Source organism: Microbacterium rhizomatis, from assembly GCF_008710745.1.
GTDB classification, from domain to species: domain Bacteria; phylum Actinomycetota; class Actinomycetes; order Actinomycetales; family Microbacteriaceae; genus Microbacterium; species Microbacterium rhizomatis.
This window is the reverse complement of sequence record NZ_VYSA01000003.1, coordinates 177,325-204,085: the sequence shown is the minus strand read 5'-3', so window position 1 is coordinate 204,085 and position 26,761 is coordinate 177,325. Positions and strand designations below refer to the sequence as shown.

The 26,761-nt window shown below is 68.8% G+C and carries 28 protein-coding genes; 13 read left to right on the top strand and 15 right to left on the bottom strand.

The features are described from left to right. Positions 1-420: 420 nt before the first annotated feature. Positions 421-1,473: a DUF998 domain-containing protein gene (locus tag F6B43_RS14905; RefSeq protein ID WP_170285678.1), complete on the top strand. Its 1,053-nt coding sequence runs from the start codon at positions 421-423 to the stop codon at positions 1,471-1,473. A 155-nt stretch (positions 1,474-1,628) separates the two neighbouring features. Here the strand turns inward: F6B43_RS14905 and F6B43_RS14900 are convergent, their stop codons facing one another. The 5 genes from F6B43_RS14900 to F6B43_RS14880 form a co-directional block, all read right to left on the bottom strand. Next, positions 1,629-4,979 (bottom strand): efflux RND transporter permease subunit, encoded by a 3,351-nt coding sequence (locus tag F6B43_RS14900; RefSeq protein WP_150449774.1) that lies wholly within the window; start codon positions 4,977-4,979, stop codon positions 1,629-1,631. Positions 4,980-5,103: 124 nt separating this feature from the next. Further along, positions 5,104-5,478, bottom strand: coding sequence for a fluoride efflux transporter FluC (locus F6B43_RS14895; protein ID WP_150449773.1), 375 nt, complete (start codon positions 5,476-5,478; stop codon positions 5,104-5,106). Next, positions 5,475-5,894 carry a fluoride efflux transporter FluC gene (locus F6B43_RS14890; RefSeq protein ID WP_246159986.1) on the bottom strand — a complete coding sequence of 140 codons (420 nt, stop codon included), beginning with the start codon at positions 5,892-5,894 and terminating at the stop codon, positions 5,475-5,477. The genes F6B43_RS14895 and F6B43_RS14890 overlap by 4 nt, the downstream gene beginning before the upstream one ends. Positions 5,895-5,943: 49 nt before the next feature. Further along, entirely contained in the window at positions 5,944-6,903 is a 960-nt protein-coding gene (locus F6B43_RS14885) for a DNA topoisomerase IB (RefSeq protein ID WP_150449772.1), read from the bottom strand. 3 nt (positions 6,904-6,906) lie between these two features. Beyond that, positions 6,907-7,191 carry a DUF7218 family protein gene (locus tag F6B43_RS14880; protein WP_150449771.1) on the bottom strand — a complete coding sequence of 95 codons (285 nt, stop codon included), beginning with the start codon at positions 7,189-7,191 and terminating at the stop codon, positions 6,907-6,909. 253 nt (positions 7,192-7,444) lie between these two features. On the opposite strand from F6B43_RS14880, the gene F6B43_RS19645 reads away from it, so the two are divergent. Continuing rightward, the gene (locus F6B43_RS19645) at positions 7,445-7,609 is read left to right on the top strand and encodes a hypothetical protein (protein WP_170285677.1); all 165 of its coding nucleotides are present in this window, start codon (positions 7,445-7,447) and stop codon (positions 7,607-7,609) included. Positions 7,610-7,689: 80 nt separating this feature from the next. On the opposite strand, the gene F6B43_RS14875 is transcribed toward F6B43_RS19645, so the two are convergent. Beyond that, positions 7,690-8,466: a MerR family transcriptional regulator gene (locus F6B43_RS14875; protein ID WP_246159985.1), complete on the bottom strand. Its 777-nt coding sequence runs from the start codon at positions 8,464-8,466 to the stop codon at positions 7,690-7,692. 134 nt (positions 8,467-8,600) lie between these two features. On the opposite strand from F6B43_RS14875, the gene F6B43_RS14870 reads away from it, so the two are divergent. Both F6B43_RS14870 and F6B43_RS14865 read left to right on the top strand, forming a co-directional pair. Beyond that, on the top strand, positions 8,601-9,566 hold the full coding sequence (locus F6B43_RS14870) for a DUF4097 family beta strand repeat-containing protein (RefSeq protein WP_150449770.1): 966 nt from the start codon (positions 8,601-8,603) through the stop codon (positions 9,564-9,566). After that, a complete protein-coding gene (locus F6B43_RS14865; RefSeq protein ID WP_150449769.1) occupies positions 9,563-10,174 on the top strand; it encodes a PadR family transcriptional regulator in 612 nt (203 codons plus the stop codon). Before F6B43_RS14870 ends, F6B43_RS14865 begins: the two co-directional genes overlap by 4 nt. Positions 10,175-10,201: 27 nt before the next feature. On the opposite strand, the gene F6B43_RS14860 is transcribed toward F6B43_RS14865, so the two are convergent. Beyond that, the gene (locus F6B43_RS14860; protein WP_150449966.1) at positions 10,202-10,753 is read right to left on the bottom strand and encodes a universal stress protein; all 552 of its coding nucleotides are present in this window, start codon (positions 10,751-10,753) and stop codon (positions 10,202-10,204) included. 150 nt (positions 10,754-10,903) lie between these two features. Here F6B43_RS14860 and F6B43_RS14855 point away from each other — a divergent pair, with 150 nt between their 5' ends. Further along, positions 10,904-11,083, top strand: coding sequence for a DUF3073 domain-containing protein (locus F6B43_RS14855; protein WP_150449768.1), 180 nt, complete (start codon positions 10,904-10,906; stop codon positions 11,081-11,083). 12 nt (positions 11,084-11,095) lie between these two features. Here the strand turns inward: F6B43_RS14855 and F6B43_RS14850 are convergent, their stop codons facing one another. Continuing rightward, positions 11,096-12,325 (bottom strand): MFS transporter, encoded by a 1,230-nt coding sequence (locus tag F6B43_RS14850; protein WP_150449767.1) that lies wholly within the window; start codon positions 12,323-12,325, stop codon positions 11,096-11,098. Between the two features lie 153 nt (positions 12,326-12,478). On the opposite strand from F6B43_RS14850, the gene F6B43_RS14845 reads away from it, so the two are divergent. Together F6B43_RS14845 and F6B43_RS14840 are read left to right on the top strand one after the other, a co-directional pair. Then, the gene (locus tag F6B43_RS14845; RefSeq protein ID WP_150449766.1) at positions 12,479-13,222 is read left to right on the top strand and encodes a hypothetical protein; all 744 of its coding nucleotides are present in this window, start codon (positions 12,479-12,481) and stop codon (positions 13,220-13,222) included. A gap of 66 nt (positions 13,223-13,288) precedes the next feature. After that, entirely contained in the window at positions 13,289-13,636 is a 348-nt protein-coding gene (locus F6B43_RS14840) for a LysR family transcriptional regulator (RefSeq protein ID WP_150449765.1), read from the top strand. On the opposite strand, the gene F6B43_RS14835 is transcribed toward F6B43_RS14840, so the two are convergent. Next, positions 13,624-14,403 (bottom strand): YqjF family protein, encoded by a 780-nt coding sequence (locus F6B43_RS14835; RefSeq protein ID WP_150449764.1) that lies wholly within the window; start codon positions 14,401-14,403, stop codon positions 13,624-13,626. The genes F6B43_RS14840 and F6B43_RS14835 overlap by 13 nt on opposite strands. 102 nt (positions 14,404-14,505) lie before the next feature. Between F6B43_RS14835 and F6B43_RS14830 the strand changes: the two genes are divergently transcribed. Beyond that, a complete protein-coding gene (locus F6B43_RS14830) occupies positions 14,506-15,888 on the top strand; it encodes an LLM class flavin-dependent oxidoreductase (RefSeq protein WP_150449763.1) in 1,383 nt (460 codons plus the stop codon). 12 nt (positions 15,889-15,900) lie between these two features. Here the strand turns inward: F6B43_RS14830 and purF are convergent, their stop codons facing one another. Both purF and purM read right to left on the bottom strand, forming a co-directional pair. Then, complete coding sequence (purF, locus tag F6B43_RS14825; RefSeq protein ID WP_150449762.1) at positions 15,901-17,361, bottom strand: amidophosphoribosyltransferase; 1,461 nt, start codon at positions 17,359-17,361, stop codon at positions 15,901-15,903. Between the two features lie 9 nt (positions 17,362-17,370). Continuing rightward, complete coding sequence (gene purM, locus F6B43_RS14820) at positions 17,371-18,525, bottom strand: phosphoribosylformylglycinamidine cyclo-ligase (RefSeq protein WP_150449761.1); 1,155 nt, start codon at positions 18,523-18,525, stop codon at positions 17,371-17,373. A 282-nt stretch (positions 18,526-18,807) separates the two neighbouring features. Here purM and F6B43_RS14810 point away from each other — a divergent pair, with 282 nt between their 5' ends. Next, the gene (locus F6B43_RS14810; RefSeq protein WP_150449760.1) at positions 18,808-19,419 is read left to right on the top strand and encodes a zinc-binding alcohol dehydrogenase; all 612 of its coding nucleotides are present in this window, start codon (positions 18,808-18,810) and stop codon (positions 19,417-19,419) included. Positions 19,420-19,539: 120 nt separating this feature from the next. On the opposite strand, the gene F6B43_RS14805 is transcribed toward F6B43_RS14810, so the two are convergent. Both F6B43_RS14805 and F6B43_RS14800 read right to left on the bottom strand, forming a co-directional pair. Further along, positions 19,540-19,902 carry a potassium transporter Trk gene (locus F6B43_RS14805; RefSeq protein ID WP_246159984.1) on the bottom strand — a complete coding sequence of 121 codons (363 nt, stop codon included), beginning with the start codon at positions 19,900-19,902 and terminating at the stop codon, positions 19,540-19,542. 37 nt (positions 19,903-19,939) lie between these two features. Beyond that, the gene (locus tag F6B43_RS14800; RefSeq protein ID WP_150449759.1) at positions 19,940-20,323 is read right to left on the bottom strand and encodes a sterol carrier family protein; all 384 of its coding nucleotides are present in this window, start codon (positions 20,321-20,323) and stop codon (positions 19,940-19,942) included. Positions 20,324-20,489: 166 nt separating this feature from the next. Between F6B43_RS14800 and purD the strand changes: the two genes are divergently transcribed. After that, positions 20,490-21,761, top strand: a complete 1,272-nt coding sequence (purD, locus tag F6B43_RS14795) for a phosphoribosylamine--glycine ligase (protein WP_150449758.1) — start codon at positions 20,490-20,492, stop codon at positions 21,759-21,761. 34 nt (positions 21,762-21,795) lie between these two features. Continuing rightward, on the top strand, positions 21,796-22,785 hold the full coding sequence (locus tag F6B43_RS14790; RefSeq protein WP_150449757.1) for an alpha/beta fold hydrolase: 990 nt from the start codon (positions 21,796-21,798) through the stop codon (positions 22,783-22,785). Positions 22,786-22,939: 154 nt separating this feature from the next. Here F6B43_RS14790 and F6B43_RS14785 read toward each other — a convergent pair whose 3' ends face one another. Together F6B43_RS14785 and F6B43_RS14780 are read right to left on the bottom strand one after the other, a co-directional pair. Beyond that, positions 22,940-24,370 carry a DHA2 family efflux MFS transporter permease subunit gene (locus F6B43_RS14785; protein ID WP_246160003.1) on the bottom strand — a complete coding sequence of 477 codons (1,431 nt, stop codon included), beginning with the start codon at positions 24,368-24,370 and terminating at the stop codon, positions 22,940-22,942. A gap of 122 nt (positions 24,371-24,492) precedes the next feature. After that, the gene (locus tag F6B43_RS14780; protein WP_150449755.1) at positions 24,493-25,119 is read right to left on the bottom strand and encodes a PadR family transcriptional regulator; all 627 of its coding nucleotides are present in this window, start codon (positions 25,117-25,119) and stop codon (positions 24,493-24,495) included. 172 nt (positions 25,120-25,291) lie between these two features. Here F6B43_RS14780 and F6B43_RS14775 point away from each other — a divergent pair, with 172 nt between their 5' ends. Both F6B43_RS14775 and F6B43_RS14770 read left to right on the top strand, forming a co-directional pair. Then, the gene (locus F6B43_RS14775; protein ID WP_150449754.1) at positions 25,292-25,630 is read left to right on the top strand and encodes an MmcQ/YjbR family DNA-binding protein; all 339 of its coding nucleotides are present in this window, start codon (positions 25,292-25,294) and stop codon (positions 25,628-25,630) included. 24 nt (positions 25,631-25,654) lie between these two features. Further along, complete coding sequence (locus F6B43_RS14770; RefSeq protein ID WP_150449753.1) at positions 25,655-26,575, top strand: phosphoribosylaminoimidazolesuccinocarboxamide synthase; 921 nt, start codon at positions 25,655-25,657, stop codon at positions 26,573-26,575. Positions 26,576-26,761 lie beyond the last annotated feature (186 nt).

Sequence of the window (26,761 nt, the reverse complement as noted above, 5' to 3'; positions counted from 1 at the left end):
AGAACAGCACTCCAGAGCGCTCCGCAACACGCGGAGGCGCTGCCGCACACGAGCGGCATGCTTCTTCAGGCAGAAGCGGGAGTAACCCGGACACTGTCGGCCGGGGGCCATTCACTGGATGGTCGTCGGGATGGATTCATCCCCACCATCGGCCCCTTGGACTCACAAACCCTCCGCGATCCATCGCGGTGTCCAGAGCCGACTGCGGGAAGACTACCGCATCGACCTGCGCCGCCGCTGTATGCGACACGGTCTTTTCAGCGTCTTTCGGTTTACTCCTAGTAACGTTGCCAGGGTACGATCAGCCCAACGAGTCGACTGGGAACGGCTGCCGAAACGCGCTCCCGACCGTGGGAAATGGCGGCGACGTCCTGGGGCCCTCGGTTGGGTTGCTCACCGAGCGAATCCAGCAGGCCCAAAATGACGACACTTGAGATCCTCCCCTCACCCTCGCCGATCGATCTGACGCGCGCCGGCACAAGGCTGCGCGGCATCCTGTCGACCCATGGCGCGCGGCGTGTTGCCGAACGGCAGCTCGCCCGCGCCAGCCCTACTCACCGCGTCGCCGGCATCATGATCTTCATCATGATCGGCATCGCGATCGCGATGATCACCACACCCGATCCGCTGTGGTGGCAACTGCACTTCAGCGAGCTCGGCACTTTCAACGCCTTCTCCAGCTATGTCTTCAATGGCACGTTGTTCCTCACCGGGGCACTGATCGTGGCATTCGCACGCTACTTCCGCCGCGAATTGGCCAAGCACGCCGCCCGCTCGGGCTCGTGGCGAGGCTCTCCGATCGTGGTCTCGATCCTTTTCGGCTCTCTGGGCGTGCACCTCGCCTTCGTGGGCGGCGTCCCGGTGAACACCTGGACCTTCCTGCACGATCGCGGCGCGCAGGGAATGGTGTTCTCGTTCCTCGCCATCCTCATCTGCGTGCCATCGATGCTCCGCGGCCTCGGCCGGCCGCTCGCCGCGATCACTGCTCCCGCTATCGCCTTGCTCGTGGGCGGCGGCGTCTCGATGGTCGTCGGCGTGATTAACCTCGCCGCGTACGAGCTTCTCGGCTTCGCGGTGATGTTCACTTGGGTTCTGCTCTTCGTCGCATGCCTCGGCAAGCACGAGGCGAACCATGACCGCTCGTCCCGCACCTCGAACGCCGAGGGCAGGCATGTCGCTCCCGCTCGCCGCCGCCGCGTGTCTGCGCCGCGCCGAGCCCTCGTCCGCGAGTCGGATCGCCAGTTCATCGCGGTGCGCGAAAGCATCGCGCGGGCGCGCACCGACGCACCCGCTTCTCTCGCGCTTCACCGCACATCGCATTCGTGGACGCCTTCCGGCAGCCCACCGGACCATGCCCGATTCACGACGGATGCCGCGCCCCATATCGTCGGTTCGCTTCAGCGAAACGGAACCAAACGCCGCCACGCCCGTCACACACGCACGCCACGGACCCTCGTCGCCGCGCCAGCTTGACCCGCCCATCCACGTCGGATCAGCGGAAAAGGGCTGTGAGACCCATGGACCCGAAGATCAGAAGGAACGGTACGGCGAGGACGAAGAACGGCATGTCGGGAAGCGTATCACGCTCGTATTCATGAATACTACAGTGATATCTGCCTTCGCCTGAATCAATCGTCCTCGCGGTGCGAAGCATCTGGATCGGACGGATCAAGGGGCTCGGGGTGTTGCCCGACGTCGGTATCGGGACCCTCCTGGGCGCGCTCCTTCTCGACCGATGTCACCGTTTCCGATCCAACGGCCGGGAGAGCCGCGCCGGTCGCGCCCGTCGCCTCCGACACCTCGCGCTCGCGACGCTCGCGACGGGTCTGGGAGGCCGGGGCGCCGCCGGCCAGAGCGAGCTCGGGTTCACGCGCCGGCGCCTGCGGACCGGCATCCACTCCGCCCTTGCGCAGCCTCCGCCGCTCGCGCGCACCCTCGACGAGGTTGTAGAGCGTGGGCAGCACGACGAGCGTCAGGATCGTGGAGGAGACGAGTCCGCCGATCACGACGATCGCAAGCGGCTGCGAGATGAAACCGCCGTGACCCGTGATGCCCAGGGCCATCGGAGTGAGCGCGAAGATCGTGGCAAGGGCCGTCATCAGGATGGGGCGGAGCCTGCGGGACCCTCCCGCGACGACGGCGTCGTGCGCCGACATCCCCTTCACCCGGTACTGATTCACAAGGTCGATGAGCACGATCGCGTTGGTGACGACGATGCCGATGAGCATGAGCACGCCGATCAACGAGGCGACGCCGAGGGGCACGCCTGTGATGATCTGCAGCAGGATCGCCCCGGTCGCCGCGAACGGCACCGACACCAGCAGCAGGAGCGGCTGGCGCAGCGACTTGAACGTCGCGACCATCACGATGTAGACGATCAGGATGGCGGCGAGCAGCGCGAGGCCGAGCTGCTGGAACGCGTCCTGCTGGCTGGTGACCACACCTCCGATCGACGCACCGGCACCCGTGGGCAGGTCGACGGTCTTCAGCGCGGCGGTGACCGACGCCGAGGCCTCGTTCAGATTGTCGGTCGCGGGGGTCACCGTCACGGTCGATGTGCGCTCGCCGCGCTGGGTCGTGATCGTCGTCGGGCCTTCGCTCTGCGTCACATTCGCGATGGTCTGCAACTGGATCGGACCGGTCGCCGACGGAACGGTCAGCTGCTTGAGCTCGTCGATCGTCTGGGGGGTCTGCGACGCCGCGAGGTAGACGGTCAGCCCGGTGCCGTTCACTTCGACGGTGCCGATCTGCTGCGGCTGCATCGTGTTGGAGACCAGGGCGCCCACAGCGACCTCGGACAGGCCGAGCGCCGCCGCCTTTTCGCGGTCGACCTGCACGGCGATGTAGGGCAGCGATGCGGCCAGGTTGCTCGTGACCTGCCCGATGCCCGGCTGACCCGTGACGGCCGTGACGACGGCATCCGTCGCGGTCTGGAGCGTCGTCTGATCGGGCGCGGTGACGTCGACGGCGACGTCGGTCGACCCGAAGCCGCCGCCGCCTCCGGCGACCGTGAAGGTGCCCGCGTTGTCGAGGGCGCTGACGGCCGTCTGCACTTCCTGTCGCAGAGCGACCTGGTCGGCACCGGTGTCGGTCGATATCGAGTAGGTGATCCCCGATCCGCCGCCCGAGAACGCGTCGCGCAGGGCTGATCCGCTCGATCCGATCGAGACCTGGACGTTCTTGATGCCGTTGACACCCATCAAGACGCTCTCGACCTGCTGCGACGCGGCGTCTTCGGCCTGCAGGCTCGGGGCGGGGCCGATGTCCTGCGTCATCGTGAACGTGTTCTGTCCCGAGTCGCCGAGGAAGTTGGTCTTCATGAACGGCGCGGCAGCGACCGTCCCGCCCAGGACGAGAACGGCGAGCAGCAGCGTGACCCACGAGTGCTTGAGCGTCCAGTGCAGGATCGGCAGGTACCCGCGCTGCAGTCGAGTGGGCGGCGCGGCAGCCGACTCGGGATCGACCTCGTTGCCGTCCGCATCGAGCAGGGGCTTACCGGGACGCAGGAACCAGTAGGCCAGCACCGGCACGATCGTGAGCGCCACCAGGAGCGAGGCCACCATGGCGATCGTGACCGTGAGCGCGAACGGGCGGAACAGTTCACCCGTCACGTCGCCGACGAACGCGATCGGAAGGAACACCGCCACGGTCGTGATCGTCGAAGCCGTGACCGCCGACGCCACTTCCTTCACGGCGCGAAGGATCGAGGCCAGCTTGTCGGCCCCGCCGACGTAGTGACGCTTGATGTTCTCGATCACCACGATCGAGTCATCCACCACGCGCCCGATCGCGATCGTCAGCGCGCCCAGGGTGAGGATGTTCAGCGAGTAGCCGAAGGCCTGGATGCCGATGAAGGTGATCAGAACGCTCGTCGGGATCGAGATCGCGGTGACGAGGGTGGAGCGGACAGAGCCGAGGAAGATGAGGATGACGATGACCGCGAACAGCAGGCCGAGCAGGCCCTCCTGGGCGAGCGAGTCGATCGACTGCTGGATGTAAGGAGCTTGGTCGAAGACCACGGTGAACGCCGGGCCGCCGAGCGAGTCCTCGATGCCGGGGAGCGCCGCGATCACGCCTTTCGAGACGTCGACCGTGTTGGCGGACGGAAGCTTCGTGATCGCGATCGTGAGGGCCGGCTCGCCGTTGACGCGGGAGATCGTCGTCACCGGGTCAGTGCCTTGGGCGACGGTGGCGACGTCTGCGATCGTCTGGGTTCCCGCGGCGAACTGAGCCGCGCTCGATGGCACGAGCGGAAGAGCCGAGAGTTCGTCGACACTCGTGATCTTCATACCGGTCTGCACCGTGAGGGTCTGGTCGTTCTCGGTGATGCTCCCGCCGGGGAACAGCACGCCGTTCTTGTCGAGCGCGTCGCGGATCGCTTGCGCGGTGTATCCGGATGCGGCGAGCTTGGCAGCATCCGGAGTGATCGTGACTCGTGAGCCCTGTCCGCCCACGATCTGGGCGCCGTTGACGCCGGTGACCTTCTTCAGGGCGGGGATCGCCGTGCTCTCGAGCTGCTGCTGGATCGTCGCCTGATCGGTGTAGCCGGTGACGGCGACCTGGATGACGGGGAAATCGTCGAAGCTCGCCGAGAGCACGTTCGGCTCGACACCGGTGGGAAGCGTGGATTTGATGCGGTTGATCGCCTGGGTGAGCTTCTGCTCAGCCGTCGCGAGGTCGGTGCCGTAGGTGAACGAGACCTGCACGATCGAGGCGTTCGTCGTGCTCGTCGAGCTGCTGGACTCGAGGCCTGCCACACCCTGGATCGCGTTCTCGATCGGCGTGGAGACGTCGTTCGAGACCACCTCTGGAGAGGCGCCGGGGTAGGTCGAGACGATCGCGAGCTGGGGGAACTCGATCGACGGGATGAGCTCCTGCTTGAGGCTGGTCAGAGCGATGCCCCCGAAGATCGCGACGACGATCGTGACGAGGGCGATGAGGGCGCGGTTGCGCAGGCTCAGGACGGCAAGATTCGACACGGGACGGCCTTCTGGGCAAGAGCTGCGGAGTCGCGGCGAACAGTGAAAGCCCGGCGCGGATACGAAGATGTATCGGCTGTCAGTATCCCATGGTCGTTCCTGACACTTCGCTGTCGAATCGCTGTCAGGTCGCCAGCAGGAAGGAGGCCGAGGCGACTCCGATTCCCGCCGCGACGAAGCAGGCGATCGCGGTCCCGACCACGTTCCCCCACAAGCCCCGCACGTCGCGCTTCTCTCCGAGCAGCCACGTCTCCACGGCGACCGTCGAGAATGTCGTGTAGCCGCCCAGGAGTCCGGTACCGAGAATCCAGGTGAGATCGGATGCCGGTACCGCGCCGGTCACGACGCCCAGGGCGAAGGAGCCCGAGATGTTCACGACGAGGATCCCCCACGGGAATCGCCCGCGCGCGATCGCGGTCACTCCGGCATCCACCAGATAGCGGAGGCCGGCGCCCACCCCGCCGGCGACGGCCACGAGGAGGAGCGTGAGCGGGTTCATTCCGCCTCCGCCGGGGCGTCTGGTGCGCCCGGGCGATGGCCGAGACGGCGCCCGACCCACAGCCCGAGCCCGGCGCCCGCCACCCCGGCGATGAGCGAGACGGCCGCGATCAGCAGGGCGAGCCACGGCGCGACGGGCGCCAGCGTCGCGACCTGTACCGCGAACGCGGAGTAGGTCGTGAAGCCTCCGAGGATGCCGGTGCCGAGGAACGCACGCGCCGAGGGATGCCGCGTCCCCAGCGCCCCGACGACGATCCCGAGCGCGCACGCGCCGACGATGTTTATGGCTGCGGTGGCAAGGGGAACCGCGGCGGCGTCGAACGGCCACACGAGTGCCGCGCGCGCGGCGACCCCCAGCATCCCGCCGAGAACGACGAGTCCCAGGATGCGCCACGAGAACGCCGGGGTCGATGCCACGGTGCAACGCTAGCGCCCGTCGCGCCTCCATCCGCGCGGGCGAGGTTTGTCAGCCGAGGAGCGCCCGGATCGCCTTGTCGCGCGAACCCTCGAGCGAAAGCACCCGGCCCTCGCGATAGCGCTGGAACACACGAGGATCGATGTAGGAGCCACGCGCCACCGCAGGAGTGTTGCCCAGACCCTCCGCGGTCGCTGCGACGGCGAGCGCCTCGGCGCGTGCGCGGTCCTTCTTCGTCTCGACCGAGCCGATCCGGGCGAGCGTCTCGGCCGCGAGCACCGTGCCGCGGAGCGTGCGGAAATCCTTCGCCGTGAACCTGCCGCCGGTGACGGCGCGGAGGTATTCGTTGATGTCGCCGGCGCTCAGTGAGACGCGCTTGCGGCCGCGTCGAGGCGAGAGAAGTGGTGCACCCGGACGCCCCGCCGCCAGTTCTCCGATCGCGGTGGCCAGATCCGCGTCGTCGATCCTGAGCAGCGCACGCTTGCCGCTCTTGGCCGGAAACGAGAGGGTGACCACCGAGCCCTCCACCGAGGCGTCCCTCCGCTGCAGCGTCGACAGGCCGCGACTTCCGTTGGCCTTCAGATACACGGTCGAACCCACGCGCGGCGCGGCCTGATCGAGCATCCGGAACGCGACGGCGAGCACCCGCTGGCGCGAGAGCCCGTCCTGGCGCAGATCTTGCGTGACGCGCGCACGAGCGCGCGGGAGTGCGTCGGCCAGAGCGAGCGCCCGGGCGAACTTGCCCTTGTCGCGGCTCGCGCTCCATCGCGGGTGGTAGAGGTACTGCTTGCGCCCCGCGGCATCCGTCCCGACGACCTGGATGTGACCGTCCGCGTGGGCGCTGATCCACACCTCGGTCCAGGCGGGCGGGATGACGAGCGCACGGATGCGCTCCGTGTCCTTCTTCGAAGCATCCCGGCCCCGGGGGGTCACGAAGCGGAAGTCCTTGCCCACGCGGATGCGGGTGTACCCGGGGTCGATGAACGGAACGACTCGCTTGAGGCGCGGCATCCGCTAGTGATTCCTGAGCATGGAGATGAGCAGGGACTTCTTCTTGCCCGAGTATCCGGTGATACCCAGCTCTTTCGCGCGAGCGCGAAGCTCCGGCACCGTCCAGTCCTCGTAGTCGCCTGCCTCGCCACCCCGGTGACCCACGGCCTCGGCCCCGTCGCGGGCGACCGCGTTCGAGATTCGAGCGGCCTTCTCTTTCGAGGCGCCCTTGTCACGGAGCTCCGTGTACAGGCTGGGATCCTTCAGACTGCCGGATGCCTGCCGGGCGGACTTTCTTGCGCTGGGCATGACTGCTCCCTCTGCGCCACGGACGTGGCTGCTGCAAGCAGAGAGTAGAGCTCCGCGATCGGCGCAACCTGCTCTTGACAGGGGGCGGCGGCGTCGCTAACCACCGTCCGGTACCGACGTACCACCGCGCGGCTCGCCGAGTCAAGCCCGTACCTGCGAGGTCGCGGTGGTGGCAGAGTCAGGTGCCGTGCCCACGAGGCACCCGTGCGCGAGACCCCCTTTGCACACGGTTTTGGAGAAGGAGAACCCTCCCATGAACATTGCCCTGATCATCATCATCGTCGTCGCCATCGTTCTCGCGATCGTCGGCGGCCTCAGCTCCGCACTCAACTGGCTGCTGTGGGTCGCCCTCATCGTCGGTGTGATCGCGCTGATCGCGTTCCTGTTCCGCGTCATCGGCGGGCGCAACCGCGTCTGACCCGTCGCACACACGCAGGAGGATGCCGCGGCCCGTTCGGGTCGCGGCATCCTTCTGTTTTCCGGCTTCTTGTGTTCGGTCTACAGGTTCGCTTCCGCATAGACGCGCAGCGCGTCGCGCACGAACGCCGCTCCGACCTCGCCGCCGTAGTTCGCGCCGAAGCGCGGATCGGCGACATACATCTCGCCGAGGCCCATCACGTACGCCTTCACGTCGCCGCCCGGCACGGACGCGGGGGTACCGGGGATGCCGGTCACCCAGTCGACGTGACGCGCGGCGAGCGCCTGCGCCTCGTCGCCATCGGGCGCGATGCCGCGCTCGGCTGCCGCCGTCCACTGCGCGGCGAGGTCTGAGACGCGCTGCTGCCACGCCGTCTTGTCGTCATCCGACATCCCGCGCCACCATGCGTCGCCGCGCGCGTATGCGTCGGCACCCCAGCGTTCCTCCACCTCATCCTTGTACCGGGTGTGGTCGAACCCGTCGAACATGTTCTCTGCCATGAGTCGTTCACCTCCTCTCAGTGCCTGAATGGTCGATTCGACCGACGCGATCTGCCGCGCCAGCCTGGTCTCTTCCTGGCGGAGCCATGCAAGATGGCTCGTCAGAGCGTCCTCCTGGGGCGTGTCGCGATCGACGATCTCGGCGATCTGCGGCAGCCCGAGCCCGAGTTCGCGCAGGAGCAGGATGCGCTGGAGCCGCACCAGCGCATCCCCGTCGTAGCGGCGATATCCGTTGGCCCCGATGCTCGACGGCGCGAGCAGGCCGATGTCGTCATAGTGGCGAAGAGCGCGGCTCGTCGTCCCGGCGAGCTTCGCGATCTCCTGGATGGACCAGTCCACCTCGTCCCCTTCCTTCATCGATCACGCTAGACGTTGACGTAGCGTCAAGGTCAAGGCGCTCAACCCAAGAACTCTTGACAAACTCGCGATATATCGTGTTAGTCTGTTCACACGCGATATATCGCGTGTGAAACCTGAGGACAGGAGCAGTCATGACCCTTGAGAAGTGGATCATCCACCCGGGCGAGACGCGCGTCATCGACATCGAAGACGTGCGCAAACTGAAGATCGGCCTCATCGGCGGCCAGATCGACGTGATCGCCCACGACGAGCCGGGCGCGCGCATCGAGGTCCACGCCGTCACGATCAAGGATCTGCGGATCGAGGTCACCGGCGATGTGGTCGAGATCGATCACCCGCAGCTGCGGTGGGACAACTTCCTCGAGGTGTTCCGCAACTTCGGCTCGGGCGGACCCAAGGCCGAGATCAGCGTCGCCGTCCCCCGCGAGGTCGCCCTCACGCTCGGCGTGGTCAGCGCGAGCGCGCTCGTCTCGGGCATCCGCCATGACGCGAAGCTCAACACCGTCTCGGGCGACATCATCGTCGACGGCCTGACCGGCGACCTCAGCGTCAACGCCGTCTCGGGCGATGTCCAGGCGCGACAGGTCGTCGGTGGCCTGAGCGCCAACAGCGTGTCGGGCGACGTCGCCGTGACCGGTGAGATTCGCAAGGCGACGATCGACACCGTCTCGGGCGCCACGCTCGTCGACTCGACCGGGCCGGTCAGCTCGGTGGCACTCAACACGGTCAGCGGCAACATGACGATCCGGCTGGACGAAGGTCTCCCCGCCAACTACGTCATGCGCAGCGTGAGTGGGCGTGTACAGGTCGACGGCGTGGTGCGCACGCGCACGACAGGCGGGCCCACAACGAACTTCGCCGGTTCGGTCGGCGAGCTCAGCGGCTCGTTCGTCGATGTGCGAGCGAATTCGGTCTCGGGCGACATCACGGTGCTGCGCCGGGGCACGGATGCGGCGACCGCCGACAGGGTGGAGGCGGCCGGCCGTGGCGCTGCCGACGCCGCGCCCCAGAGCGACCACGCGGACGCCAGTGGAGAGGCCGGCGCCGATTTCGGTGCAGGGTTCGCGAGCGGATTCGGCACGGAGGAGCGGTCGTGAGCCCGGTCTTCTCGCACGGCGACCTGCGCCTCTACCTCCTGAGCCTGCTCGACGAAGGGCCGCGACACGGGTACGACATCATGACGGCCCTGTCGGATCGGACCGGGGGAACCTACACGCCGAGCGCGGGCACGATCTATCCGCGGCTCGCGAAGCTCGAAGAAGAGGGCCTCGTGACAAAGACGGTGGACGGCCGCAAGACGGTCTACGAGATCACGGATGCCGGACGCGCCGAGGTGGCCTCGCGCTCAGGCGACCTGGAAGGGATCGAGGCGGGTCTGACGGACAGCATCCGACTCATCGCCGACGAGGTGCGCGGCAGCGTGCGGGACGCCATGAAGAGCCTGCGAGCGGATCTGGCTGCGGCCTCGCGCGAAGAGCACGCGAACGCGGCGCAGAGTCGGCCCGATGAGGAGTCGCCACGCGTTGCGAGCCGTGAGCAGCTCGCACGCGCCGACGCCGCGGTGAGCGAATTCCGGGCGCGCGTGCGTGCCGACCTGCGGACATTCGTCGCGCGCGGAGGCGTGCTCGAAGCGTCGGTCGTCGATTCGCTCACCGGGGCGCTCGACGCGGCCGGTCACGAGCTCACCCGCGTTCTGCGCGGATAGGCCCGGCGCGACCGGGTCTGAGCCGACTCAGACCCGGTCGGGCCAGATGTCTTGATCGTCCGGCACGGGCTCACCCAACGGGACGACGAGGATCGGCCGGTGCTGCCGATGTGCCAGGCGCGCCGCGACTGCGCCGGTGAAGAACTCTCGGATGGACTCGCCGAGCCCACGCTTGCGTGTGCCGACGACGAGCAGCTTCGCGTCGATCTGGTCGGCGAGATGCTTGATCGACAGCGCGGGGTCGCCCACGAGCTGACGGGCGCTCCAGTCGAGGTCGTGCCCGTCCAGAAGAGCGGCGGCCGAGGCCTTCACAGCGGCGAATTCACCCTCTCCGAGCGCCAGCGTCACATCGATCGGGGTGGCGTGCACGTAGCCGTCCGGGTCCTCATACGTGACGAAGCGCGTGACGTCGACGTAGACGACGAGCAGGTGCGCGCCCAGGAGCTTGGCGTAGCGCGCCGCCTCTTTCAGCACGCGTACGGGCTGGTCGGGAATGACCCCGACGATCACGGCGCCCTGCGCCGGGTCGGGCGAGGGGGGCTGCTCGCCGTCGAGCGGGTCGGATGCCTCTTGTGACATGCCTGTGTGGCCCTTCTGCATCGTCACCCGCACAGCCGGTCGTGGGGATGCTCCGTGATATCCTGAATGCTACTCTTACCGGCTTCGGGCCGGTTTTCGTGAATGCGGCGGGCACGCACAGCCCGCGTCTCAGAAATGAGGGGGTCTCGCATGGGTCGTGGCCGTCAGAAGGCAAAGCACACCAAGATCGCCCGTGAACTCAAGTCGTACAGTCCGACCGTGAACTACGGCGCGCTGGAACGCGAATTGCACCCCACGGGTGACGGCGACCTCTACGTCGACAAGTGGGCCGACGAATACGAGGACGAGCTGGAAGACGAGAAGGCGTAGCGCCCTCTCGCGTCACCACGAACCGTGGCGACGCTCCCATTCCTGTTCGATCGTCGTACGTCGCGCGACCACGAAACCCGTGGGAATGGATGCCGCGACCACCGCGGCGAGCACGATGAGCGGAAGCGTCCATCCGCCCGTCGCGTCGTGCATCAGGCCGATGCCCACCGGGAACAGGGCGGCGATCGCGTAGCCGACGCTCTGCACGAAACCGCTCAGCGCCACGGAGCCCTCGTGCGTGCGGGCACGCAGTCCGAGCAGCACGAGGGTGAGCGGAAACAGAAGGGGCTCGAGTCCGAGCATCCCGACCCACAGCCAGGTGAGCGTCTGGGGAAGGAAGATCAGGCCCGCGATCGCCACCAATCCGGTCACCGCGGCGACCGCGAACAGCGCCTGCGTCGCGTGGTAGCGCGTGACCAGCAGCGGCGCCAGGAGTGAGGCCGGCACGCCCATCGCGGCAAAGAGTGCCAGCAGAGCACCCGCGATCGCCGGGGTCACCCCGGCGGTGTCGACCAGCAGCTGCGGCAGCCATGCGAACGTCGCGTACGCGATGGAGGCGCCGCACGCGAAACCCACCACCAGACCCCAGGCGAGGGGGATTCGCCACATGCGCTCGAAGACCCTGGCGCTCGGGGGTTCGATCGCTGCTTCGGATGCCGCCGCCTGTGCTCGCATGCTCATCCCGATCCACGGAACGAGCGCGACAGCAGCGAGGATCGCCCACATGCCGAGCGAGAACTGCCAGTGCGTCGCCTCGGCGATCGGAACCCCGATCAGAGGCGGCATCAGTGTGGCGATCGCCATGGTCGTGGAGAAGATCGTCGTCATGAGCCCGATGCGATCGGGGAAGTACGTGCGCACCAGCGGTGGCAGCAGGATGTTGCCGACCCCCACAGCCGCGAAGATGAGGGCCGTCCCCAGCAGCAGCGCGATGGCGTCCGGTGCGAATCCACGCACCACCATCCCGACGGTGACGACAGCCAAGGAGACCACGGCGAGGCGTTCGAGCCCGAGTCTGCGTTCGAACATCGGAGTGAGGATGCCGAACACGGCGTAGCAGACCGGTGGCGCCGTGCCGATCAGGCCGATGATCCACGCGGGCATCGGGAAGTCGAGCGTGATGAGAGCTATCAGCGGTGAGAGCGACGCCACGGCCGATCGAAGCGAGAACGCGAAGAGCACGATGCCGACGACGGCCAGAGTGCGACCCCGCCAGAGCGGGCGGGCGGGTTCGTCAGGCATCAGACCAGCCTATGGTCCGGCGCAGACTGCCCCTCGCCGTCATCTCATATATTGATGCCCTGGTGAGCACTGCCGGCTCCGCGAGACCCGCGGAATCAGCATCGACGCCGAGAAGGCCTGGTAGGCGGGCTGAAACGGGAGGATGATGATGGCGTGGACGCGTCGCCGATGCCGCCCGAGTTCGTTCGCGAACTCGATGCTCTGCGGCGTCGGGCGTACGGGCTCGACGCCGACATCGAGAGCGACCCGGTCGCGCTGCGGCGGCTGGCCGAGCTCGAGGCGGCGGCGCACTCGTCGCTCGAGCATCCGCCCGCTCCCTCACCCGTCGGGTTGCTGTCGGCCGGGGCAACCCGTGCGCTGGCCACGACCCTCGTCGATGCCCGCGAGCCCGACGAGCTGCTCGACCCGCTCCGACACGTCGCGGAAAGGCCGCCCGTCGGGCGCCGCTGGTCGACCCGACGGGTCGCGGCGATCATCGCCGGCATCGTCGCGTTGGGGTGGATCGCGAGCTTCGTGCTGATTCCCCACCCAGACGACACGCTCGCCGCCGCTCGGTCGAGCGCGCAGGCTCGGCAGAATCTCGTCGACCACGTCGATCTGATCGCGATGGGGATGCTGGGTGCCCGCCTGGACCCGTTCGCTGGATACGGCGCGCTCTCGGTGTGGTCGGCGACGAACGAATCGGGGACGCGATGCCTGCTCGTGGGCTCCGGCGATTCCGAGTTCCGGTCCGCGTGCGCCCCTGCTCCGCTGGACCCATCCCTCGACCTGCGTGTCGGCGACGACGTGCGGCCCGGCCTGGTCGGCGGCCTCCCGACCGGCAGCGTGATCCGCTTCGTCCTGAGCGGCGATGACGTCGGAGTGTGGGTTGCGCACGCCCCCTCCCCCGGAGGCTGAGTCCGGCCGGATACCTGTCTTCGGCCCCCGCGCGCCTATCGTGAGGAGGAAGACGAAAGGGCTGTCGTGAACACCACTCTGCTTGTGCGTTTCATCGCGGTGGCACAGGAGCTGCATTTCCCGCGCGCGGCGGAGTCCCTCGGCATCCCTCTCGCTTCGCTCTATTCGTCGATCGACAAACTCGAGGAAGAGGTCGGGCAGCCCCTCCTCACGCGCGGCGACGGGCCTACCCGGCTGACACCCGCCGGTGTGCTGCTGCTCGCCGATGCCCAGCGGGAGCTCGCCGCGGCTCCTCCCCCGCCGCCCAAGCCCGTCGTACCGGCCGGCGGCAAGGCGAAGGCGTCGAAGGGCAAAGGGCGCGCGCCCGCTGTGAAGGGTCAGCCGAAGCCGTTCAAGAAGCGTCAGGGGCGCTGAGCGGCCTCGGACCACCCAGCGCCTCGACGCGCGGAGCCGAGCCATTCCCCGAGCCCGAACCTCGAGGTCACTCCTTCGCTGTAGAGCACCGAGTCGGGTGCGCGCTGCGTGACGCCGGCCAGCCCTGCGGCCGCCACGAGGTCATCACGCAGGTGATCGATTCTCGCGGGATGGATGATCCACGGCTCGTGCGCGTTCGGCAGCCATTGCGTGCGGCCGAATCGCGACTGGAAGAGGCCCCACCGAGCGGTAAGGAAGTGCGTGAGTTCGTCATCCACCACCGTGGACGTGTCGACCGAGGCGCTCAGTTGAAAACCCGGACCCGTTTGCCCAGGGCGCGCCGAGATGCGACGCGACGCGTAATCCCAACCGCCATCGCGCGCGTACTGCGCCGTGCGCGCCCACAGGTAAGGCAGCGAGAACAGCGCGCGGGCGGCGAGGACGGCCGGAAGACTGGATGCTTCGAGCGAGCGGAACACGACACCACGGCGCCCGGTCTCGTCCACCCCGTAGAGGCGGACGTTCACTTCGGTGAAGCGGCTCCCCACCGGCGAAGGCGGGAACGGCCCCACGCGCGCCTCGCCGAGCTCGAACGCGATCAGCCCGACCCACGAGGACCCGTCGAAGACGTCGGGTACGACCCCCTCTGGGAGGAGGGGTGCGACATCGTCAGGGGGAATCCGCCAGTGCGCGAACGTCACATCGCGCCACTCCTGCGCGGCGACGACCGGTCCTGCCAAGGGCGGTGCCGTTCGCGAGATCTGCACAGCCCTATTCTCCCCGGTCACCGATGTGCGGGATCCGTGGCGAAGGTGACCCCGTGTGACGAACGGATCGACACTCGCGAGGTGTGACCTCAGGATTGCGGGATGACCAAGCAGATCCGCTTCAACGCGTTCGACATGAACTGCGTCGCCCACCAGTCCTCCGGCATGTGGCGCCACCCCGACGACCAGTCCTGGCGCTACAAGGAGCTGTCGTATTGGACGGAACTGGCGAAGCTGCTGGAGACCGGCGCGTTCGACGGAATCTTCATCGCCGACGTGCTGGGGACCTACGACGTGTATGGCGGGTCGAACGAGGCGGCGATCCGGCACGGGGCCCAGGTGCCGGTGAACGACCCGATCCTGCTGATCTCCGCGATGGCCGCCGTCACCGAGAACCTCGGATTCGGGGTGACGGCGGGAACCGCCTACGAGCATCCATATCCCTTCGCCCGGCGGATGTCGACGCTCGATCACCTCACCGGTGGCCGCGTGGGCTGGAACGTGGTCACCGGCTACCTGCCGAGCGCCGCCCGCAACATGGGCCACGACGACCAGCTCGAGCACGACCAGCGGTACGACGTCGCGGACGAATACCTCGAAGTGCTGTACAAGCTGTGGGAGGGCTCGTGGGAAGAGGACGCCGTTGTGCGCGACCGCGAGTCCGGCGTGTTCACCGACCCCGCCAAGGTCCATGAGATCGGGCACTACGGCACGCACTACACGGTGCCCGGCATCCACCTCTCCGAGCCGTCACCGCAGCGGACGCCCGTCATCTACCAGGCAGGGGCGAGCCCCCGCGGCATCGCCTTCGCCGCGGGGAATGCGGAGGCCATCTTCGTGGCCGCGCCGACCAAGTCCGTGCTGAAGGGCGTGGTGAAGAACATCCGCGACGCGCTCGAGCAGGCCGGGCGCAGCCGCGATTCGGCGAAGATCTACACGCTGCTCACGATCATCACCGACGAGACCACCGAGAAGGCGCAGGCGAAGTACGCCGACTACCTGTCGTACGCCAGCGAAGAGGGCGCGCTCGTCTTCATGTCGGGATGGATGGGGATCGACCTCTCGCAGTACGACCTCGACGAGCCGATCGGCAACGTCAAGAGCAACGCCATCCAGTCGACGGTCTCGAACTTCCAGGCCGCGAACGACGAGGGCGGCGAGTGGAAGGTGCGCGACATCGCACGCCTGGGCGCCATCGGCGGGCTCGGCCCGTTCGTCGTGGGCTCACCCACCGAGATCGCGGACGAACTGCAGGCATGGGTGGAGGAGACCGATGTGGACGGCTTCAACCTCGCCTACGCCATCACGCCCGGCACCTTCCAAGACGTGGTGACGTTCGTCATCCCCGAACTGCGCCGCCGCGGCGCGTACCCCGAGGGCTACGCCGCCGGGACGCTGCGCAACAAGCTGCACGGCCGCGGCGACCGCCTGCCCGAAGAGCACCACGGCGCGCGGTACAAGGTCGGGCAACCCGTCACCCGCTGAGAGACGGGATGGTCAGGACTCCTGCGAGCCCTCGACCCAGGCCAGGTACTCCTCGCTGACGGTTCCGGTGATGTACCGGCCGTCGAAGCAGCTCATATCGAGATCGTCGAGGTCGGAGCCCTCGAGGATCGCAGCCTTGAGGTCGGCGACCTCCTGATACACGAGGTAGTCGGCGCCGAGCTCGGCGGCGATCTCGGGGATCGTGCGGCCGTGGGCGACGAGCTCGTGGCGCGAAGGCATGTTGATGCCGTAGACGTGCGGGTAGCGAACGGGCGGGGCGGCTGAGGCGAACGTCACGCTCTTGGCTCCGGCATCCCGTGCCATCTGGATGATCTCTTTGCTCGTCGTGCCCCGCACGATCGAGTCGTCGATCAGCAGGACGTTCTTGCCCTTGAACTCGCTCGACATCGCGTTCAGCTTCTGACGCACGCTCTTCTTGCGCACCGCCTGCCCGGGCATGATGAACGTGCGCCCCACGTAGCGGTTCTTGTAGAAGCCCTCGCGGTACTCGAGACCCAGCTTGCGTGCCACCTGCATGGCCGCGGGTCGTGAAGAGTCGGGGATCGGCATGACGACGTCGATCGATCCTTCTGGGGTGTACTTCGCGATCGTGTCGGCCAGACGCTCGCCCATGCGCAGGCGCGCCTCGTACACCGAGACGCCGTTCATCTCGGAGTCGGGGCGCGCGAGGTAGACGTACTCGAACGAGCACGGCACGAGCATGGGGTTCTTCGCGCACTGCTTCGTGTGCAGGTGCCCGTCGAGGTCGATGAAGACGGCCTCGCCCGGCATCACGTCGCGGACGATGTCGAAGCCGGCGTTCTCGAGGACGAGGGATTCGGATGCCACGGTCCACTCGTATCCGCCCTCGGGAGCGTGCCGGGTGCCGAGGATGAGGGGCCGGATGCCGAACGGATCACGGAACGCGAGCAGCCCGTACCCCGCGATCAGGGCGATGGCCGCATACGAACCCTCGACGCGGTCGTGCACCCGGGCGACCGCCTCGAAGACCTGTTCGGGGTCGAGTTCGAGCCCCGAAATCTGGGACTGCAGCTCGTTGGCGAGCACGTTGACGAGCAGCTCGGTGTCGGAGGTCGTGTTGAGGTGCCGGCGGTCGGTGTGGAACAGCTCATCGGTGAGCTCGCGCGTGTTGGTCAGGTTGCCGTTGTGGACGAGCACGATTCCGTACGGCGCGTTGACGTAGAACGGCTGGGCCTCCTGCTCGTTGGCCGCCGTACCCTGCGTCGCGTAGCGGACGTGGCCGAGGCCGATCTCGCCGAGGAGAGCGCGCATGTCGCGCGTGCGGAACGCCTCGCGCACCTGGCCCTTGGCCTTGGCGATGTGGAACGTGCCGTTGGACTCCGCCGTCGCGATGCCGGTCGAGTCCTGCCCGCGATGCTGAAGGAGCAGGAGCGCATCGTAGATCTCCTGGTTGACGGGCCCACGGCCCACCATGCCGACGATTCCGCACATGGATTGCGTCTAGCTCCCGTCCGCGTAGGCGCCGACGAGCCGGACGGCTCCACCGTCGACACCCTTCGCGCCCTGTTCGAAGTCTTCTGCCGGCCGATCCCCGCCCTGCACGGTGCCCACCTGCCACGCGTCGATGCCATCCGCGGCGAGCGCGGTGACCGCCGCATCGGCCACCGCGGGCGAGACGACGGCGATGAAGCCGACGCCGAGGTTCCACGTGCCCTCGGTGCTGGCCAGGTCGAGTCCGCCGAGGTCGGCGAGGACGCGGAACACGGGGGGCGGCGACCACGTCGACCGGTCGACCTGCACCCACGTCTGCTGAGGGAGAACCCGTGCGAGGTTGGCTGCGATCCCGCCGCCGGTCACGTGGCTGAGGGCGTGCACGCCGCGCTCATCGCCGTCGAGGTCGCCGTCGAGGTCGCCGTCGAGCGTCGCGATCAGGCGCAGGAGCTCGGCGGTATAGAGCCGCGTGGGTTCGAGGAGCGCCTCGCCCCACGTCGTGCCGTGGGTGCCGAGGTCGGGCGCGCGATCGCCGTAGCCGATGCCCGCTCCCGCCACGATGTGCCGGACGAGAGAGTAACCGTTCGAGTGCAGGCCGCTCGAGGCGAGGGCCAGGACGACGTCGTTCTCGCGGACGTGCTGTGCGCCCAGCATCCGATCCGCTTCGACGACGCCGGTCGCCGCACCGGCGACGTCGTAGTCGCCCAGGCCGAGAAGGCCGGGATGCTCGGCGGTCTCGCCACCGACCAGGGCCGTGCCGGTCTGGGCGCAGCCGCGCGCGATGCCGGCGACGATGTCGGCGATCCGCTCGGGGTACACCTTGCCGCACGCGATGTAGTCGGTCATGAAGAGGGGCTTCGCGCCCACGACGGCGATGTCGTCGACCACCATGCCGACGAGGTCGATGCCGATCGTGTCGTGCTTGTCGATCGCCTGGGCGATCGCGACCTTGGTGCCCACGCCATCGGTGCTGGTCGCCAGGAGCGGCCGGCGGTAGCCGCGCAGCGCGCTGGCGTCGAAGAGGCCCGCGAATCCGCCCACGCCACCGAGCACCTCGGGGCCGTGAGTGCGGCGGACGGCCGACTTCATCAGTTCGACGGCGAGGTCACCGGCAGCCGTATCGACGCCGGCCTCGGTGTAGGGATTGGTGGATGCGGAGGCCACCCGCTCAGCCTACCGGCGGGCGGCGGGGCCGGACGCCGGGCCGGAGCCGGACGGCGCTCACCGCACGGCGCTCACCGCACGGCGCTCACCGCACGGCGCTCACCGCACGGCGCTCACCGCACGGCGCTCACCGCACGGCGCTCACCGCACGGAGGCAGGAGAACGCACTGCGGCAGGACGAATCGGCGCTGATCCGCCCTGTCTCGGCGATTTCGCCTGTCTTCGTGCGCGGCGGAGCGAGACCCGGGTCCGCGCGGGTGCCCCGGCCGTACAATGAGGCGCATGGGCGGGACGGGGTCTCCGGAGTGGGTGATCCGCGAGGATGCGGGTCGCCCGGTACTCCTCGCGCTCTACCTGCGCCAGGTGCTCGGAATCCGCTCACCCGACGAGCTGCCCCAGCTGCGCGGCATCCCTCCTCGCGTGAACGACCGGAGCGAGACCGACCAGGCCCTGCTGGAGCGGCAGTGGCGCGAGTACTGGGCCATGACCGTCGAGCCGCAGGCGCACCCTTCGCCGGTGCCACTCGACCTGGTCGACGGATTCGAGACGCTCATCGCCCTGCCCGCAGACGGATCGGCCGAGCTGCGGGCGGCGATCGAACCGCACGCGGCGGGCGCGCTGGCGTTCTCGCAGTCGGCGTACGAGAGGTATCGGAAGGATGCCACGGCCAAGCCGGGTGTGTCGTATCGCGCGTACGCCAGCGCGATCGCCGAGCACGAGAGGCAGGTCGGCCGGCGGGCGCACTCGTTCGAGCTGAACGTGCAGGTGCTGCCCCTGACCCAGCGCGGAGTGTGGTGGATCGGGTCGCTCACGATCGCGGTCACCGACGGCCTGCGCGGCGATGTCGTCGCGTTCGACGCGGCCATCCACCCGATCATCGCCGAGCTCGCGTAGCCCCTCTCAGCCCCTCTCAGCCCCCGCGAGCCTGCCGTGTCGCGCCGAGCGGGCCGGTTGCCGACGTCGAGATCGAGCCGGTTCGGCACGACACGGCAGGCTCGGCGAAGGGGCCCGGAGTCAGAGGACGATGGTGTGCTCGCGGTCGGCGGCGATCCGGCGCGTACGGCGGGCGAGGGCACGATCGAGGATGAGGGCGGTGACCCCGCCCACGAGCACGCCCACGCCCGCGCCGACCAGCGCGAGGAAGCCGAACACCTGCGACTGCGAGTAGACGATCGCGGTGTTGGGGCTCTGGCCGTCGGTGCCGTGGAATGCGAAAGTCAGGATCAAGGCGACGAGCACGCCCAGCGCTGCACCGAAGATGAGGAACACGGAGTACTTGGGCGAGCGGCGCACCGTGACGAGCTCCGCGTCGACGACGGTGGAGGTGACGGGGGCTCCCGCATCCGCCTCTGCTCCGGACTGCACCTGATCGGCCATGGCTCCATTGTCTCACCGTCGGGCGCGGCCGTCGCGGCTACGGGCGAAGGGGGAGGAGGCCGGAGATGTCGGCCCGGGTGCCGGAGGCGAGGATGCGGCCTGCGGCTGCCGCATCCGCCCACTGCTCTTGCCCGGTTGCGAGCGCTATCCACGTCAGCGCGTCGGTCTCGGTGACGTTCGGCGGGGTCCCGCGCGTGTGCCGCGGGCCCTCGATGACCTGTACGGCGCCGAACGGCGGCACACGCACCTCGACAGAGTGCCCCGGCGCCTTCTCGGCCAGCAGCTGCAGCAGATATCGCACCGCCGTCGCGAGATCGGTGCGGGCGGGCTTCGCGGATGCTGTCGCCCCCGCCTGCTGGACGGCCACCTGCACCGCGGCGAGCGCGTCGCGACCTTCGTCCGTCGAGATCTTGCGCGCCATCCCCTCACCGTACGCCTTGCGTTTCGCCCCCCGTCCGATGCACAACGCAGGATCACCCACCCGCGGTGCGGCGATTCTCGGCCGATCCGGCCCGTTCCGGGCGATCGGTCCTGCGTTGTGCACCACGCACCGGGAGACTCGAAACGCGCCCGGATAGGCTGACCGGGTGAGAATCCTCGTCCTCGGCTCGGGCGCGCGCGAGCACGCCATCATCCTCGCGCTGCGATCCGAGCATGTCGGGCACGAGCTGTTCGCCGCCCCGGGCAATGCCGGCATCGCCCACGACGCCACGCTCGTCGTGCTCGATCCGAACGATCCGGCCGCCGTCGAGAGCTTCGCTCAGGACGAGGCGATCGACCTCGTCGTCATCGGCCCCGAGGCCCCGCTCGTCGCGGGCGTCGCGGACGTCCTGCGGGCCCGGGGCATCCCCGTCTTCGGGCCGGGCAAGGCGGCGGCGCAGCTCGAGGGATCGAAGTCGTTCGCGAAGCGGATCATGGATGCCGCGGGGGTGCCGACCGGCCGGGCTCTCCGCGCCCACACCCGGGCCGAGGTCGATGCCGCCCTCGACGAGCTCGGCGCACCCTACGTCGTGAAGGCGGACGGACTCGCCGCCGGCAAAGGCGTCATCGTCACCTCCGACCGTGCCGCGGCCCTCGCCCACGCCGACGCGTACCTCGCGGACGGGACGATACTCATCGAGGAGTTCCTCTCCGGCCCCGAGGTGTCGCTCTTCTTCCTCAGCGACGGCGACCACGTGCTTCCGCTGAGTCCGGCGCGGGACTTCAAGCGCCTGCGAGAAGGCGACGCCGGGCCCAACACCGGCGGCATGGGCGCGTACTCGCCGCTCCCCTGGCTCGCCGATCGGTACGGCAGTGAGACCGAGTTCGTCGACCTCGTCACCCGCGGGATCGCCGAGCCGGTCATCCGTCAGCTCGATGCCGAAGGCACTCCTTTCATCGGGCTGCTCTACGCCGGCCTGATCCTCACCGAAGACGGCGTCAAGGTCATCGAGTTCAACGCACGGTTCGGCGACCCCGAGACCCAGGTCGTGCTGCCGCGCCTGGTCGACCCGCTCTCCGCGCTGCTGCTCGCGGCGGCGGCCGGCACCCTGGAGGACCAGACGAAGCCCGCGTTCTCGGACGCCGCCGCCATCACGGTCGTGCTGGCGAGCGAAGGCTACCCCGAGGCCCCGCTCACAGGCCGCGCGATCGAAGGGCTGGATGCTGCGGCATCCGTCGACGGAGTCCACATCGCGCACGCGGCGACCGCGCGCGGCGCCGGCGGTCTCGTGGCGACCGGCGGCCGAGTGCTGAGCGTTGTGGCGACGGCGGATTCGTTCGGCGCTGCGCGCGAGCGGGCCTACCGGGCCCTCGGCGAGATCCACCTCGAGGGGGGCCAGTTCCGCACCGACATCGCCGCGCGAGTAGCGGGCGACTGAGCGACGCGGGGCCGCAGACCACGGAGGTGACGGGATGACGCGAACGAGTCGAGTGCGGCTGCGCGGACTCGTCCTGGTCGCGGCCGTCGCGACCGCCGCAGCGCTCTCCGCGTGCACGGCGGCAAGCCCGTCGAGGCCCCTCGCGACTCCTGACGCCGATGTGGCGGGACGGTTCGATGTCGGCGGCGGCCGCATGATGTACCTCGAGTGCCACGGGACCGGCTCGCCGACGATCGTCCTGATCTCGGGCCAGCGCGGATCGGCCGACGACTGGAAGATCGTGGATCCGGGCGTGACCTCTCCATCGGTCTGGTCGCTCGTGGGCGACCACACGCGGGTGTGCGCGTACGACCGGCCCGGCACGCCCGTCGGAGACGCTCCGAGCCGCAGCGACCCCGTCCCCCAGCCGGTGACGGCGCTCGAGATGGCCGACGATCTGCACGCCCTCCTCGGCGCCGCCGGGATCGAAGGTCCCGTGGTCATCGCGGCGCACTCGGCGGGCGGACTGGCCGGCAGGCTGCTCGCCTCGCTGCACCCGGACGAGGTCTCCGGGATGGTCTTGGTGGATGCTCTGTCCGACGGCCTGCGCACCCACATGACTCCCGAGCAGTGGGCCGTCCAGAAGCCGCTGCTGCGCGGCGAGATCGACTCATCGATCGCCGAGTATCCGGCGCTCGAATGGATCTCACCCGACGCCAGCTTCGACGAGCTGGAGAGCGCACCGCCGATTCATCAGATGCCGCTGATCGTGATCTCGGCGGACGCGCCGATCGGGCCGACCTTCCCCGCGCTCAAGGCGTCGGGAGCGATCGGTGCCGACGTGCCCGACGATTTCGGCTCCGTGCTCGATGCCGCTCAGGCGCGGAGCCAGGCCGATCAGGCGGACCTGGTGGAAGGAGCGGTGCACATCACCGAGACGCACAGCGGCCACAACGTGCACCACACGCAACCCGCGTTGGTCGCCGAGGCGATCCTCGACGTCGTGACCGAGGTCCGCGCCGGCGCGACGACCGCGGCGCGCTGACGCCGCGGCGCGCTGATCCCGCGCCGCCCCCCTCCCGCCGAGCCCACCCGTTGCTCCGCGCGCGGGACGGGGTTGATGGGCGCAGGGGGGCGGTTCGGCGGTGGCTATCGGCGCGGGGGCGGGGGGCGGCGAGGGCGGGGGGGCGGATGTGCAGCTACTGCGCGTCCGCGGACGCCTTCCACTCCGTGTTCGCAGACGCCCGGGTCGGGCGCAGGAAGAGAACCGCGACGATCGCGACCACCATCGCCGCAGCGGGCAGCAGCAGCGTCTGCGCCATGGCCTGCGAGAATCCGTCCACGACCTGCGGCGGGAGCTGCCCGCCGCCGAATCCGCCCGATGCCGTGTCGGCTCCGGGCAGGTTCGCGTTCAAGCGCGACTGCATGAAGGCGGCGATCGCGGCAGAGCCGATCACCGACCCGACCGTGCGCGTCGTGTTGTAGATGCCCGACCCGGCGCCGGCGAGCTGCACGGGCAGGTTGCGGTTCGCCGTGGTCGCCAGGGGGCCCCACATTCCGGCGCTCGCAACGCCCATCAGCGCCGACGGCAGCAGGAACATCCAGATCGGCGTGGATGCGTTCATCAGCGCCGAGTACCAGACGAGCGAGGCGGCGTAGAGCACGAGACCGGGCACCAGGATCACCCTGGCATCGACGCGGTCCAGCAGCCGGCCGCTGAGCGGCGAGAGCACCCCCGTGAGCACGGCCATCGGAATCAGCAGGAGCGCCGACTCGGTGGGCGTGAGGCCCCGGGCGAGCTGGATGAAGAACATCAGGGGAAGCGACATGCTGGTGACCGCGAATCCCACCACCGAGATCCCGATGTTGGACACCGAGAAGTTACGGTCACGGAACAGCACGAGCGGAACGAGCGGTTCGCGCTTGGTGCGGCTCTGCAGCCAGATGAACAGCACCAGCAGCACGATGCCGGTGACGATCATGCTCCAGACCGTGATCGGGCCCCAGATCACGCCCCAGTCGTATGTCTCGCCCTCCTGGAGGCCGAACACGATGAGGAACAGGGCCGCACCGCTCAGGAGGACGCCCGGGATGTCGAACGTGTGCGCGTGCGTCTCGAGCTTGGGCACGAAGATCCAAGCCAGCACGAAGCCGATGATCCCGACCGGGATGTTGATGAAGAAGATCCACTCCCAGCCGAACCCGTCCACGAGCAGGCCGCCCGCGAGGGGGCCGACGAGGGTCGCCACACCGGCGGTCGCGCCCCACAGGCCCATGGCCGCACCGCGGCGGTTCGGCGGGAACGTGCGGGTGATGATCGCCATCGTCTGCGGGGCCAGGAGCGCGGCGCCGATGCCCTGCACCGCTCGGGCGGCCACCAGCATCCCGAGCGTCGTCGAGAACCCGCACCACAGCGATGCCAGCGTGAAGACCGTGAGCCCGATGAGGTAGATGTTCTTCGGACCGAAGCGGTCGCCGAGGCGGCCGGTGACCAGCAGCGGCACCGCATAGGCGAGCAGGTAGGCCGAGGTCACCCACACGACGTTGTCGAGGTTGTTGGTCGCAGGGTCGAGTGCCGCTTTGATGGCAGGGTTGGCGACCGAGACGATCGTGGTGTCGACGAGGATCATGAAGAATCCGATGACCAGCGCCCACAGGGCCGGCCACGGATTGCGCTCGCTCGTCTTCTTGTCGCGGGCGGCGGATGCTGCGGCCCGCCGTCCTTCGGTTGCGGAGCTTGTCGATGCATCGGTCATTGCCGTGCGGCCTTTCGATCGGTGAGGTAACGCTCGGAGAGCGGGAAGAGTTCGTCCGCTCCCCAGGGGAAGACGTGTTGTTCGAGGCGGGTGATCAGGGCGTCCGTCCAGCGGAGCTCGACCTCGAGCAGGATCTCGGTCCGCTCGACCTCGAGCAGGAACTGCTCGGGGACTCCGCGTTCCAGCGCCTTGCTACGGCCGCCGCTGTGGATGAGGTGCTCGCCGGTGAGGTTGGACCGGCGTTCGTGGAGGAGGTCGATGACCTCGGTGCGGTCGAGGTTGTGCGCCTCTGCAAGCGCGATGCGGAATTCCGCAGGATGGTCCGTGCGCGGCAGCTCGCGACGCACCCACTCTTCAACGGCATCGCGCCCGTCGGCCGTGAGCGAGTAGGTCGTGCGCTCGGGGCGGTTGCCCTCGCGATCGACACCGACCTCGACGAGGAGCCCGGCCCGGACGAGGCGCCCGACCGTGTGGTACAGCGTGCCGTTCGTGATGGTCACGAGGCGGTCGTCGTGCCGCTGACGCATGAGCCGCATCATCTCGTAGGGGTGCATGTCGTCCTCGCGCAGCAGCGCGAGAACCATGAGCCCCAGCGGCGTGAGCCGGTCGACGGCGTCTTTCATGAGGTGCGTCCCGAGAGTGTTCGATATGGGTTAGTCCATATGGACTATAGCCCATCTGAGGCCGGACTTCTCGAAGGAGTTTTGGTGCGGAACGAGACGCGAAGGACGGCTCGGGGCACCTCCTGTCCCATCGGTCCTTCCGGATGTCCGGGTCGGCGGCTACCGTGTGTGCATGAAGGACGAGGAAGGCCTGGCCCGAGCCCACGCGATCTTCGATCCGATCGCCGACGACTATCTGACGCGCCCCGAGGTCGACATCGGCCCGATGTTCGGCAGCGAGGGCCTGCGCGTGCGCGGCAAGATCTTCGCCTTCCTCGACTTCCGCGGCGGGCTCGTCGTCAAGGTCCCGCAGAGCCGCGCCGACGAGATCGTCGCCGAGGGCGTCGCCGCGCGCATGGTGATGCGCGAGCGCGAGATGCGCGAGTGGCTCAGCGTCGCTCGCGCCGACCACGAGCAGTGGGCACCGCTCATCGCCGAGGCGTTCGCCTACGTCGACGAGATCACCCCCTGAGTCGCTCCACGCGATAATGGGCGGGTGAGCACCCCCCTCGATCTCCCCGGCTGGCGGCACGTCTACTCGGGCAAGGTGCGTGATCTCTATGTACCCGACCCTGCGGCGAACGCCGACCGGATGCTCGTGGTGGCGAGCGACCGCGTCAGCGCGTTCGACCACGTGCTGGAGCCCGGCATCCCCGGCAAGGGCGAGCTGCTCACGACCCTCAGCCTGTGGTGGTTCGACCAGCTGGCGGGCGCGGACGGGGGGCGGAGCATCCCGAACCATCTCGTGGCCGATCACGAGCTCAGCGCCGACGATACGGTGCGGGAGCTGATCCCGGCCGAGGTGATCGGCAGGGCGATGCTCGTGCGGAGTCTGCAGATGTACCCGATCGAATGCGTCGTCCGGGGGTACCTCACGGGGTCGGGCTGGGCCGAGTACCAGGTGAGCGGCACGGTGTGCGGCATCGCCCTGCCGGCAGGACTCGGCGACGGCGACCGCCTGCCCGAGCCCCTCTACACCCCGGCCTACAAGGCGCCCATGGGCGAGCACGACGAGAACATCTCGTACGAGCGCACGGTGGCGCTCGTCGGCGCGGATGCCGCGGCCGCCCTCCGCGACGCCTCGCTCGAGATCTACCGCCGTGCCGCGGCCCTCGCCGAGAGGCACGGCCTGATCCTCGCGGACACGAAGTTCGAGTTCGGAGCCGACGGGCACGGCACGCTCACCCTCGCGGACGAGGTGCTCACGAGCGACTCGTCGCGATACTGGGATGCTGCGGCCTGGGCAGCGGGCACGACCCCGGCCGAGCGCATGGCGAGCTTCGACAAGCAGATCGTGCGCGACTGGCTCGCCGCCCACTGGGACAAGGAGGGCACGCCGCCCCCACTGCCGCCCGAGATCGTGGAGCGTACTGCCGCCCGCTACCGCGAGCTGCTCGAGCGACTCACCGCGGCCTGACCAGGCTGTCGCCTGCCGTTCTTCGGAGGTCTGCTGTTCTGCGGAGCGCCTCGCGGCGCGTCGCTCCGAGGCTGTGCAGATCTCCGAGGTTGTGCAGATCCCCGAGGATGTGCAGATCCCCGAGGCTGTCGCCTGCCGTTCTTCGGAGGTCTGCTGTTCTGCGGCGCGCCTCGCGGCGCGTCGCTC

Coding starts and splice junctions, on each gene's coding strand:
- F6B43_RS14870 (WP_150449770.1), top strand. CDS start 8,601: ATGACCCTTGAGAAGTGGATCATCCACCCGGGCGAGACGCGCGTCATC.
- F6B43_RS14800 (WP_150449759.1), bottom strand. CDS start 20,323: ATGGCGCGCAAGATCTCGACGGACGAAGGTCGCGACGCGCTCGCCGCG.
- F6B43_RS14850 (WP_150449767.1), bottom strand. CDS start 12,325: ATGCCTGACGAACCCGCCCGCCCGCTCTGGCGGGGTCGCACTCTGGCC.
- F6B43_RS14895 (WP_150449773.1), bottom strand. CDS start 5,478: ATGAACCCGCTCACGCTCCTCCTCGTGGCCGTCGCCGGCGGGGTGGGC.
- F6B43_RS14785 (WP_246160003.1), bottom strand. CDS start 24,370: ATGATCCTCGTCGACACCACGATCGTCTCGGTCGCCAACCCTGCCATC.
- F6B43_RS14855 (WP_150449768.1), top strand. CDS start 10,904: ATGGGTCGTGGCCGTCAGAAGGCAAAGCACACCAAGATCGCCCGTGAA.
- purF (WP_150449762.1), bottom strand. CDS start 17,361: ATGTGCGGAATCGTCGGCATGGTGGGCCGTGGGCCCGTCAACCAGGAG.
- F6B43_RS14780 (WP_150449755.1), bottom strand. CDS start 25,119: ATGAAAGACGCCGTCGACCGGCTCACGCCGCTGGGGCTCATGGTTCTC.
- F6B43_RS14810 (WP_150449760.1), top strand. CDS start 18,808: ATGGGCGGGACGGGGTCTCCGGAGTGGGTGATCCGCGAGGATGCGGGT.
- F6B43_RS14830 (WP_150449763.1), top strand. CDS start 14,506: ATGACCAAGCAGATCCGCTTCAACGCGTTCGACATGAACTGCGTCGCC.
- F6B43_RS14860 (WP_150449966.1), bottom strand. CDS start 10,753: ATGTCACAAGAGGCATCCGACCCGCTCGACGGCGAGCAGCCCCCCTCG.
- F6B43_RS14775 (WP_150449754.1), top strand. CDS start 25,292: ATGAAGGACGAGGAAGGCCTGGCCCGAGCCCACGCGATCTTCGATCCG.
- F6B43_RS14790 (WP_150449757.1), top strand. CDS start 21,796: ATGACGCGAACGAGTCGAGTGCGGCTGCGCGGACTCGTCCTGGTCGCG.
- F6B43_RS14880 (WP_150449771.1), bottom strand. CDS start 7,191: ATGCCCAGCGCAAGAAAGTCCGCCCGGCAGGCATCCGGCAGTCTGAAG.
- F6B43_RS14885 (WP_150449772.1), bottom strand. CDS start 6,903: ATGCCGCGCCTCAAGCGAGTCGTTCCGTTCATCGACCCCGGGTACACC.
- F6B43_RS14805 (WP_246159984.1), bottom strand. CDS start 19,902: ATGGCCGATCAGGTGCAGTCCGGAGCAGAGGCGGATGCGGGAGCCCCC.
- F6B43_RS19645 (WP_170285677.1), top strand. CDS start 7,445: ATGAACATTGCCCTGATCATCATCATCGTCGTCGCCATCGTTCTCGCG.
- F6B43_RS14905 (WP_170285678.1), top strand. CDS start 421: ATGACGACACTTGAGATCCTCCCCTCACCCTCGCCGATCGATCTGACG.
- F6B43_RS14875 (WP_246159985.1), bottom strand. CDS start 8,466: ATGAAGGAAGGGGACGAGGTGGACTGGTCCATCCAGGAGATCGCGAAG.